General features: G+C 72.6%; 7 protein-coding genes and 1 pseudogene. 3 read left to right on the top strand and 5 right to left on the bottom strand.

Annotated features, from left to right (window positions below; all coding sequences use genetic code 11):
• Nucleotides 1-146: 146 nt before the first annotated feature.
• From NFU81_RS03945 to NFU81_RS03925, 5 genes are all read right to left on the bottom strand, one after another.
• Complete coding sequence (locus tag NFU81_RS03945) at nucleotides 147-1,295, bottom strand: lytic polysaccharide monooxygenase (protein ID WP_251485039.1); 1,149 nt, start codon at nucleotides 1,293-1,295, stop codon at nucleotides 147-149.
• A 206-nt stretch (nucleotides 1,296-1,501) separates the two neighbouring features.
• Nucleotides 1,502-2,428 carry an ABC transporter permease gene (locus tag NFU81_RS03940; RefSeq protein ID WP_251485036.1) on the bottom strand — a complete coding sequence of 309 codons (927 nt, stop codon included), beginning with the start codon at nucleotides 2,426-2,428 and terminating at the stop codon, nucleotides 1,502-1,504.
• Nucleotides 2,415-3,389, bottom strand: coding sequence for an ABC transporter ATP-binding protein (locus tag NFU81_RS03935; RefSeq protein ID WP_251485034.1), 975 nt, complete (start codon nucleotides 3,387-3,389; stop codon nucleotides 2,415-2,417). Before NFU81_RS03935 ends, NFU81_RS03940 begins: the two co-directional genes overlap by 14 nt.
• 86 nt (nucleotides 3,390-3,475) lie before the next feature.
• Complete coding sequence (locus tag NFU81_RS03930; RefSeq protein WP_251485030.1) at nucleotides 3,476-4,702, bottom strand: LolA family protein; 1,227 nt, start codon at nucleotides 4,700-4,702, stop codon at nucleotides 3,476-3,478.
• A gap of 320 nt (nucleotides 4,703-5,022) precedes the next feature.
• Nucleotides 5,023-6,045 (bottom strand): polyprenyl synthetase family protein, encoded by a 1,023-nt coding sequence (locus NFU81_RS03925; protein WP_251485028.1) that lies wholly within the window; start codon nucleotides 6,043-6,045, stop codon nucleotides 5,023-5,025.
• A gap of 465 nt (nucleotides 6,046-6,510) precedes the next feature.
• Here NFU81_RS03925 and egtA point away from each other — a divergent pair, with 465 nt between their 5' ends.
• The 3 genes and pseudogenes from egtA to egtC form a co-directional block, all read left to right on the top strand.
• Nucleotides 6,511-7,839 carry an ergothioneine biosynthesis glutamate--cysteine ligase EgtA gene (gene egtA, locus NFU81_RS03920; RefSeq protein WP_251485026.1) on the top strand — a complete coding sequence of 443 codons (1,329 nt, stop codon included), beginning with the start codon at nucleotides 6,511-6,513 and terminating at the stop codon, nucleotides 7,837-7,839.
• 18 nt (nucleotides 7,840-7,857) lie between these two features.
• Nucleotides 7,858-9,285, top strand: coding sequence for an ergothioneine biosynthesis protein EgtB (gene egtB, locus NFU81_RS03915; RefSeq protein WP_422665140.1), 1,428 nt, complete (start codon nucleotides 7,858-7,860; stop codon nucleotides 9,283-9,285).
• A pseudogene (egtC, locus tag NFU81_RS03910) lies at nucleotides 9,285-9,947 on the top strand (ergothioneine biosynthesis protein EgtC); the annotation flags it as partial. The gene egtB and the pseudogene egtC, both read left to right, overlap by 1 nt.
• Nucleotides 9,948-9,968 lie beyond the last annotated feature (21 nt).

The following is a 9,968-nucleotide window of genomic DNA, read 5'->3' as shown; positions in this document are numbered from 1 at the left end:
CGCCCGGGCCAGATCGCCGCGGACCAGGACGCGGCGCTGCGGGCGAAGGCCTTCTTCACTCCCTGACCTCCTCTCCCCCGGCCCCGCGCCGGCGTCCGCCCCGCACGGCCCGCAGGCCGTACGGGGCGGACGCCGGCTTCCGCACGTCAGGAGAACGTGCAGGTGATGGAGCCGTTGGGCAGGGTGATACCGGACGAGGAGTTGGCCGTGAAGCCGAACGTGGTGTTGCCGTCCGGTGCGATCGTGCCGTTGTAGGCGGCGTTGGCCACGCTCGCGTTTCCGCCGCTGGTGGTCAGGACGCCGTTCCACAGACTGGATATCTGCGTTCCGTCACCTGGCTTCCAGGTCACCGTCCAGTGGCTCGACGGTGTGGTGCCGTGGTTCATGACCTCGACCGAGGCCTGGAAGCCGCCGCTCCAGGAGTTGGTCACCGAGTACATGGCCATGCAGGCGCCGTCGACCGGCGGCATGGAGGTCGGGGGCTGGGAGGTGGGGGGGGTCGACGTCGGCGGCTGCGACGTCGGGGGCTGGGAGGTGGGGGGCTCCGACGTCGGCGGCTGCGAGGTGGGCGGGGTGGTCGAGCCGTTGTGGATGCCGGTCACCTCGCCGTGGCCGCCGTCGAAGGCGATGTCGGAGCAGGAGAAGAAGTTCTCGTTGCTGTCCGAGCGGACCCACTGGATGAAGAGCAGGGCATTGCCGGTGCGGCCCGAGGGCAGCGCCTGGTCCCAGTAGTAGTGGCCGCCGTCGGTACCCGGCGAGCCCACCGCGGGCGGGTTGGTGCTGGTGCCGATGGCGTCGAGGTCGGCCCAGGCCAGCGGAGTGGTCGGGGACCAGCCCGGCTTGGTCACGTAGATGTGGAAGGTGCCCGGGTGCTGCGCCCAGTTGCTGTACTGCAGCTGGATCGTCGACCCGGACGTCAGGTGCGTCCGGGGCCAGTCGTCCCGGGCCGCGTTGTAGGAGGAGAAGTCGTACGGCGACTTGTTGCCCGCGCTGCACAGCGTCCCGTCGGGCACATAGCCCGAGGTGCGGCCGGCCGCGTTGGAGTCGAGCACCGCGAACCAGTTGTACAGCGGCGTCGTCCCGCTCTGGGCGACGGCCGCGGCACAGGCCGGGTTGGTGGGCACGAGCGCACCCGTGGACGTCTTGGCGTCCTGGTAGCACAGATACGTGCGCGACCCCGGCGACATGGCGACGCCGTGCGCCTGCGCCGAGCCCTGGGTGAGGAAGACGATGCCGAGCGCCGAGAGCAGCGTGACGAGGACGGCTATTAAGGAGAGCTGTCTGTTTCTCTTCAAGGTGGTGACCTTTCCGGCAACGTCCCCGAGGCCGTGGTCCACCGCAGCCGGGTCCTCAGGGGCGGAGTGGGGGGAATGTCATGGGCACGCATGGGAGCGCTCCCATGCCGTGAAGCTAACAGCACATCAGTGGCGTGTAAACAGCTTGACCAGCCGTACCTCCCGCCGGGCCGCGCCACCGGGTGGCGCGGCCCCCTGCGACGTTCCTACGAGGTGACGTCGCGGGTGCTGAAGCGCGCCCAGGCGGCGGACCCGAAGACGGCGGCATAGACGGCCTGCAGGGCGAGGTTCTTGACGATGCCGTCCCATATGACGGGGGCGCGCATCACGTCGGCGAAGCTCAGCCAGTAGTGCGGGAAGAGGTAGGGCTGCAGCGCGTGCAACTGCGGGATGTTGTTCACGATCTGGATGGTGATCAGCAGGCCGACCGTCGCTGCCATGGCGCCGATGCCGCTGTCGGTGAGCGTGGAGATGAACAGGCCCAGCGCGCCCAGGCCGATCAGGGACGAGGCGACCAGCAGCGCGATCAGCAGCCCGCGCAGGATGCCGTCGGACAGCGGGACCGTGTTGCCGGACAGCAGGGTCACATCGCCGACCGGGAAGAGCGAGAAGCCGACGACGACCGCCGACAGCACCACCACCAGCGTCGCGGCGATGCAGAAGGTCAGCACCGAGGCGTACTTGGCGAGCAGCAGGCGGGTGCGGCCGGCCGGGGCCACCAGCAGGTAGCGCAGGGTGCCGGTGCTGGCCTCGCCCGCGACGGAGTCGCCCGCCACCACGCCGATGGCCATCGGGAGGAAGAAGGGCAGCGTCGCGGCGAGCGAGGCGAAGGCCAGGAACAGGCCGTTGTTGCTGATCTGTTCGAGGAACGCCGGGCCGCCCCCGTCGCTGCCGCCGACCGAGCTGCCGTCATGGGTCTCGATCCTGACCGCGATGCCGACCAGCACCGGCACCCCGGCCAGCACCGCCAGCAGCGCCAGGGTCCGCACCCGGCGGAAGACGATCAGCAGCTCCGAGCCGAACAGCCCGAGCGTCCACACCGCCCTGGCCCGCCGGGACGCGGGCAGCGCGAGGCGCTGCTCCTGCCCGGTGTCCTGCAGGCCGGGGCCTGCGGTGGTCTCAGCCCGCGACATCGAATCCCTCCCCCGTCAGTGCCACGAACGCGTCCTCCAGCGACGCCCGCCGCAGGCCGAAGCCGCGCACCCGCACCCCGGCGGCGACCAGTGCGGCATTCAGCTCCGCCAGGTCGGGCGGGTCGGCGGGCAGCTCGCCGGTGACCTCGCCGCTGTGCGGGTCGGCGACCAGGTCCGTCACCCCGTGCCCTGCCAGCACCCGGACGGCCTCGTCCGGGTCGGGGGTGGCGACCGCGAGCCGGCCGCGGGTGCCGGCGGACAGCTCGGCGACCGGCCCCTGGGTGATCAGCCGGCCGCGGGCCATCACCGCGGCATGGGTGCAGACCTGCTCGATCTCGTCCAGCAGATGCGAGGACAGGAAGACGGTGGTGCCGTCGTCCGCCAGTTCCCTGATCAGCGCCCTGATCTCCCGCATGCCCTGCGGGTCGAGGCCGTTGGTCGGCTCGTCGAGCACCAGCAGCTCGCGCGGCTGGAGCAGCGCGGACGCCAGCCCGAGCCGCTGCTTCATGCCGAGCGAGTAGGCCTTGGCCTTCTTCCCCGCCGCGGCGGTCAGCCCGACCCGGTCGAGCGCCGCGCCCACCCTTGCCTTCCGGGTCCGCGGGTCGGCCGTCGGGTCGGCGGCGTCGTACCGGATCAGGTTGTCCTGCCCGGACAGGAAGCCGTAGAGCGCCGGCCCCTCGATGAGCGCGCCGACCTTGGGCAGCACGCTACGCGAGGAGCGGGGCATGGGGCGGCCGAGGACGCGGGCGGAGCCCGATGTCGGCTCGATCAGGCCCATCAGCATGCGGATCGTGGTCGTCTTGCCCGAGCCGTTCGGCCCGAGGAAGCCGAACACGCTGCCGCGCGGCACCTGGAGGTCGAGGCCGTCCACGGCCAGCGTGCCCCGATACTGCTTGGCCAGGCCGCGGGTCTCGATCACCACGTCGGGGGCCTGACCGTCCGCGGCGGACGGCTGGTCCATCGCACTCCTTCGTCAGCGGCCGGGAACTGCCGGCGACATCTGCGGGCCGGCTGCGGTGGCCCCGCCGGGCGGCGGGGCCACCGGTGTCATCGCGCGGCGGCGTTCGCGGCCGCGGTCAGCGCGGACTGGTCGACCGCACCGGCGTATATCGAGCCGTCCTGCGTCAGCAGCACATTGACCAGCCGGGTGTGGAAGAGCGTGCCGGAGCCGAAGGAACCGCTGACCTGCTTGCCGAAGCCGCCGAGCATCGCCGCGGCCCCGCCCTTGCCGTTCTTCTCCGCGCCGGAGGGCAGCGCGCCCTTGCCCTGGAAGACCGCGATGGTGTCCCACCCGGACCCGATGACGGTGGGCTCACCGAAGCCGGACTTCGCCTCGGGCGCCTTCCGTTCGCGGGCCGCGTCACGGCCCTCGGTGACCTTCACACCCTTGGGCGGGGTGAAGGCGAAGGTGCTCGCGGACGGTTTGTCGAAGCTCACCTTCGTGTAGCCGATGTCCAGGGCCGCCTTGCCGTTGCCCTTGGGCTGGAGGGTGAACTTCAGCGGCACCCCGGTCTTGGAGTCGACCGCGATCCTTATCGAGTCGACCGTGGTGGCCGACGCGTGCTGCGGGCGGATCAGCAGCTCGTACGCGCTGTGCCCGGCCACCTTCGCCGTGCCGTCGACGGTGATCGAGGCGGTGCCCTGCGCCGTCGTGAGGATCTGCTCGGCGGCGGCCTGCGGGGTCGCGGGGAAGTCCTGCGCGCGCAGTTGCCGGTGGGCGCCCGCCGTGGAGTCCTGGGCCGGCAGCGCGGAGTGGTACGCCTCGTTGGACGAGCTGTCGTACGCCCACACCTCGGAGCCGTTGTGGATCACGCTGTACTCGGCGGCGGGCTCGATGATCGAGACCTTCTGCCGGTCCTGGCCGTCCGCCGCCACGTGCAGCGTGTGGCTGCCGATGAGCAGTTGGGTGAACTGCCGCTGCGGGTCGGCCGGCGAGCTGCCGGACGAGCTGAGCCCGGTCGGCGCGACCGCACCGCCGAACAGCCCGCTCGCGCTGCCTCCCGACAGGACCGAGGGCAGCCCCAGGTCGGTGCTGATCTTGACCGTGCCGTCCACGGTCTGGGTGTCGGACGCGGCGATCTTGGTGATGAGCTGCTCGGCGGTGAGTGACGGCAGGGACGGGTCGCCGCTGTCCGCGAGCGCGGGGACCAGTCCGATGGTCGCCGCGGTCACGCCCACGACCGCTGCTGGGACGGCGTAGCGCAGGGTCTTGCGCCCCCGCCGCCCTCCGTCGGGCTCGCGCGCCTCCGGCTGTGCCGGTTGGATCAGTGCCATTACGTCTTTACCTCCGTCGTCAGCGGCGGTCTGCTGTACTGCACTCGTCCACTCCCCAGGCCATTGTCGCCCGGTCCGCCCCGAAGTGGTCTGAATCCATCTCACCAAATCGGCCGCCCCGCCACATCAGCCCCCGGGGCCAACTCCGTGTACGACCGCGGGATGACGGTCTCGCGTCCCGTACACGTTCTGGAGTAACAACCCCTGACGCCGTCTCAGGGTCGCCAGGGGCCGCCACGAGGCGGCAAAGGTTGGCAGGAGCCGGCGCAAGGCCCGGCCCCGGCCCACCCGGTGGGCTCCCCGCGGGCACCCCGGTGGGCTCAGCCCGCCCGGTGCACCACGGCGTCGCACAGCCCGACCAGCGCCTGCTTGGCCGGCCCCTCGGGCAGCGGCGCGAGGGCGGTGCGCGCCTCCTCGGCGTAGCGCAGCGAGTCGCGGCGTGCCTGGTCGAGCGCCGGGTGGGCGCGCAGCAGGCCGAGCGCCTCCGCGTGCAGGGCGTCGTCGGTGAGGTCGCCGTCGAGCAGTTCGATCAGCCGCCGGTCGTCGGCCGAGACCGCGCCGCCGGCCTGCGCGTACCGCTTGCGCACATGCAGAACCGGCAGGGTCGGGATGCCCTCGCGCAGGTCGGTGCCCGGGGTCTTGCCCGACTCGTGGCTGTCGCTGGCGATGTCGAGGACGTCGTCGGCGAGCTGGAAGGCGATGCCGATGCGCTCGCCGTACTGGGTCAGGGTGTGCACCACCGACTCCTCGGCGCCCGACATCATCGAGCCGAACCGCGCGGAGACCGCCATCAGCGAGCTGGTCTTGCCGGCCAGCACCTCCAGGTAGTGGTCCAGCGGGTCGCGGCCGTCGCGCGGGCCGACCGTCTCCAGGATCTGCCCGGTCACCAACCGCTCGAAGGCCTCGGCCTGGATCCTGACCGCCTCGGGCCCGAGGTCGGCCAGGATGTGCGACGCACGGGAGAAGAGGAAGTCGCCGGTCAGTACGGCAACCGAGTTGCCCCAGCGGATGTTGGCGCTCGGCACACCGCGGCGGGCGTCGGCCTCGTCCATGACGTCGTCGTGGTAGAGCGTGGCCAGGTGGGTCAGCTCGACCACCACCGCGGAGGGCACGACACGGGGCGCGAAGGGGTCGCCGAACTGGGCGCCGAGCATCACCAGGAGTGGCCGGAAGCGCTTACCGCCGGCCTGCAGCAGATGTCTGGCGGCGTCCGTGATGAACGGGACGTCGCTTTTGGTGGCCTCCAGGAGGCCCTCTTCCACCGCCGCGAGTCCGGCGCCGATGTCGGCGTCCAGAGCGGGGTCCCACACGCTCAGCCCGAAGGGTGGCCCGACGACGTTCACGAGGGGTGCTCCTGTCGCTGATCTGGCTTCTGGCGAGGTACTGGGACGGCGCTTCGCGGGCGGCTCCGCTGGCGCTGACGTGGTGCTCGGCTCGTATTGCGTACACGGGCAGCGTAGCCGGTCGGCTGTGGATCACCGCCGGGGCATCGCCCTATGCCAAGCCGCGGGAGGACACGGCGGGGCCAGCGGCCCGTGCGGCGCCCGGCGCCGTACGGGAGGCCGTGCACCGTCGCTCCGCGTATGATCCTGATCGCGGTGTTTCGAGGTGTATTGGCCCACCCGTGAGGTGGACGCCGGATGTCGTCAGGAGGACCGGAGAACGTTCACCACCATGTAAGACCATCTCGTCGCACAGCGAACTAAAATCACCGCATCAACATGTGACATGTCCTCGCATCGGGGTAGACCTCAACGGGAAAAAAATCCCGCGGGAATCTCCGAGGAAAACGAAGAGGAGGTGGATCGATGGGAGCCGACCTGCTGGAGGACGAGGCAGAGGCGCATGTGCGCGGTGTCTGTTTCAAGACCGGGCCGCCCGCAAGGACCGGGGTGGAGCTGGAGTGGCTGGTGCATGACCGGTCCGATCCCCGAACACTGATAACCGCCGACCGGCTGGACGCGGCACTCGCGCCGGTCGAAGTGCCCGGTGCGATGCCACGGGGCAGCAGGATCACCCGCGAACCGGGTGGCCAGGTGGAGCTGAGCTCCCCGCCCGCCGGTTCGCTCACCGAATGCGTCGAGGCGATGGCAGCCGATGTGGCGGCCCTGCGCCTGGCCATGGACCGGGCGGGCCTGGTCCTCACCGGCCTCGGCCTCGACCCCTACCGCGACCCGCCCAGGGTCCTGGACCACCCGCGCTACACGGCGATGGAGTGCTTCTTCGACCGTGAAGGCCCGTGGGGCCGCACCATGATGCGCCGCACGGCGTCGCTCCAGGTCAACCTGGACAGCGGCGACGACTCCACCGGGATCACCGGCTACCGGCGGCGCTGGGAGCTGGCGCACCGGATCGGGCCGGTCCTCGTGGCGGCCTTCGCGAACTCCCCGCTCAGCGACGGGCGCCCCACCGGATGGGTCTCCACCCGGCAGGCGACCTGGGCGGCGATGGACCCGGGCCGCACCCGCGCACCCGGCCACGACCCCGATCCGCGCGCCGCCTGGGCGCGCTACGCGCTGGACGCGCAAGTGCTGTGCATACGCGGCACCGCCGGTACGGAAACCGGCGCACAGGGCGAAGGCAACGCCCATTCCCCAGCCGGCGAAGGAGCCGGCGCATTGGACCGCGTCGGGACCGCCGACTGGACCGCACCCCCCGGCCTGACGTTCCGCGACTGGGTGCGCGGCACGGTACCGGGGCTGCGCCGGCCGACCGCCGCCGACCTCGACTACCACCTCAGCACGCTCTTCCCCCCGGTCAGACCGCGCGGCTGGCTGGAACTGCGGATGACCGACGCCCAGGCAGGCGACGCCTGGGTGGTGCCGACCGCGGTCGCGGCCGCCCTGCTGGACGACCCGGTCGCCGCCGATGCCGCACTCGCGGCCACAGAAACGCTGTGCCCGGACGGGCAGCCACTCCCCTCCGACGACGTCTGGCGGCGAGCCGCCCGGATCGGCCCGGCCGACCCGGACCTCGGCAAGGCCGTCCGCGCCTGCTTCACCGCCGCGGAGAGCGCACTGTCGCGCTCGGACAGCACCGCGGCGCTGCGAGCCGCGGTCGCCGGATTCGCCGAGCGCTACGCCGAGCGTGGCCGATGTCCCGCACACGACCAGTTGGACGCCCTGTCCCGCGTCTGACCTTCCGGAAGGTATGTCGTGACAAACCCTCGCACCACCAGTACCAGCAGCACGTCCCCCGCCGCGGCCACTCCTGCCGCTGCGGGCACTTCCGCCGCTCCCGCCACCCAGGCCCCGTCCGCCAGGGCGCTCGCCGCCCTGGAGGCCGCGCGGCGGCGCACCGAACTGCTCACCGACAGCGTCGACGAGCACGACCTGACAGCCCAGCACTCCCCCCTGATGTCCCCGCTGGTGTGGGACCTCGCCCACATCGGCAACCAGGAGGAGATGTGGCTGGTCCGCGAGGCCGGCGGACGCCCCGGGCTGCGCCCCGACCTCGACCACGTCTACGACGCGTTCCGCACGCCGCGCGCCGACCGCCCCGCCCTGCCGCTGCTCGGCCCGGCCGAGGCGCGTGCGTACATCGCCGCGGTGCGCGAGCAGACCGCCGAGGTGCTCGACACCGTCGACACCGGTTTCGAGCAGCCGGAACGCCTGCTCGCCGGCGCCTTCGTCTTCGGCATGCTCGCCCAGCACGAGCAGCAGCACGACGAGACGATGCTCGCCACCCACCAGCTCCGCGTGGGCCCGCCGGTCCTCGACGCGCCGGAGCCGCCGCCCGCGCCCGCCGACGTGGCGCTGCTGCCGCCCGAGGTCCTGATACCCGGCGGACCCTTCACCATGGGCACCAGCACCGAGCCGTGGGCTCTGGACAACGAACTGCCCGCGCACAGCGTCGAGGTGCCCGGCTTCTGGCTGGACACCGTGCCGGTCACCAACGGCGCGTACGCCGAGTTCATCGCCGCCGGCGGCTACGACGACCCGGCCTGGTGGACGCCGGACGGCTGGCGGCACGTCCACGAGGCAGGGCTCGTCGCGCCGCTGTTCTGGGAGCGGGACGGCGAGGGCTGGAACCGCCGCCGCTTCGGCCGCACCGAGCCCGTACCGGCCGACGAGCCGGTGCTGCACGTGTGCTGGTACGAGGCGGACGCGTACGCCCGCTGGGCGGGCCGCAGGCTGCCCACGGAGGCGGAGTGGGAGAAGGCCGCCCGGCACGACCCGGCCGCCGGCCGCTCCCGCCGCTACCCCTGGGGCGACGAGGACCCCGGTCCCGAGCACGCCAACCTCGGCCAGCGCCACCTGCGCCCGGCCCCCGCGGGCAGCTACCCGGCCGGCGCCGCGCCCAGCGGCGCCCGGCAGCTCATCGGCGACGTGTGGGAGTGGACCGCGTCCGACTTCAGCCCCTACCCGGGCTTCGCCGCCTTCCCCTACAAGGAATACTCCGACGTCTTCTTCGGCCCCGACTACAAGGTCCTGCGGGGCGGCGCCTTCGGCGTCTCCCCCGTGGCGGCCCGCGGCACCTTCCGCAACTGGGACTACCCGATCCGCCGGCAGATCTTCTCGGGCTTCCGCACCGCCAGGGACGACGCGGGAGCCGGCGCGGCCTCCGGGGACGGGCGCGGCTGATGTGCCGTCACCTCGCCTACGTGGGGCCGCCGGTCACCCTGGACCGGCTGCTGGTCAGGCCGGGACAGGGCCTGTACGAGCAGTCGTGGCGGCCGCGGCGGCAGCGCTACGGGACGGTGAACGCCGACGGTTTCGGCGTCGGCTGGTACCCGGACGCCGTGGCGGACCACGACGACGACGCCGGATTCGTCCAGCCGGTGCGCTACCGGCGGGCCGTGCCGGTGTGGGCGGACGCCAACTTCGCCGGGCTGGCCGCGGCCACCCGCAGCGGCGCGGTCCTGGCCGCGGTGCGGTCGGCGACCGCGGGCACCACGCAGGACGAGTCGGCCGCCGCGCCCTTCCAGGACGGCCGCTGGCTGTTCAGCCACAACGGCGCCGTCAGGGACTGGACGCGGCTGCCCACCGGCCTGACCGACGCGGAACTGCTCGGCCTGGAGTCCCGCAGCGACTCGGCGGCGCTGTGGGCGATGCTCACCGCGCTGCTGCGGCAGGGCCAGCCGCCCGGCGGGGCGCTGGCGTCGGTGGTACGCCGGGTCGCCGCGTCCCGCCCCGACGCGCGGCTCAACCTGCTGCTCACCGACGGCCGCACGATCGCCGCCACGGCCTGGGGCGACACCCTCTGGTACCGCACGGGTCCGGGGGCCGCGCTGGTCGCCTCGGAGCCGGACGAGGAGCCCGCGGAC

It is taken from the genome of Actinacidiphila cocklensis (assembly GCF_907177275.1).
GTDB classification, from domain to species: domain Bacteria; phylum Actinomycetota; class Actinomycetes; order Streptomycetales; family Streptomycetaceae; genus Actinacidiphila; species Actinacidiphila cocklensis.
This window is presented reverse-complemented; position numbering and strand designations above follow the sequence as displayed.

Bases quoted from the DNA above. Each gene is read 5' to 3' on its own strand.
- NFU81_RS03930 (WP_251485030.1), bottom strand. From the start codon at position 4,702: ATGGCACTGATCCAACCGGCACAGCCGGAGGCGCGCGAGCCCGACGGA.
- egtA (WP_251485026.1), top strand. From the start codon at position 6,511: ATGGGAGCCGACCTGCTGGAGGACGAGGCAGAGGCGCATGTGCGCGGT.
- NFU81_RS03935 (WP_251485034.1), bottom strand. From the start codon at position 3,389: ATGGACCAGCCGTCCGCCGCGGACGGTCAGGCCCCCGACGTGGTGATC.
- NFU81_RS03940 (WP_251485036.1), bottom strand. From the start codon at position 2,428: ATGTCGCGGGCTGAGACCACCGCAGGCCCCGGCCTGCAGGACACCGGG.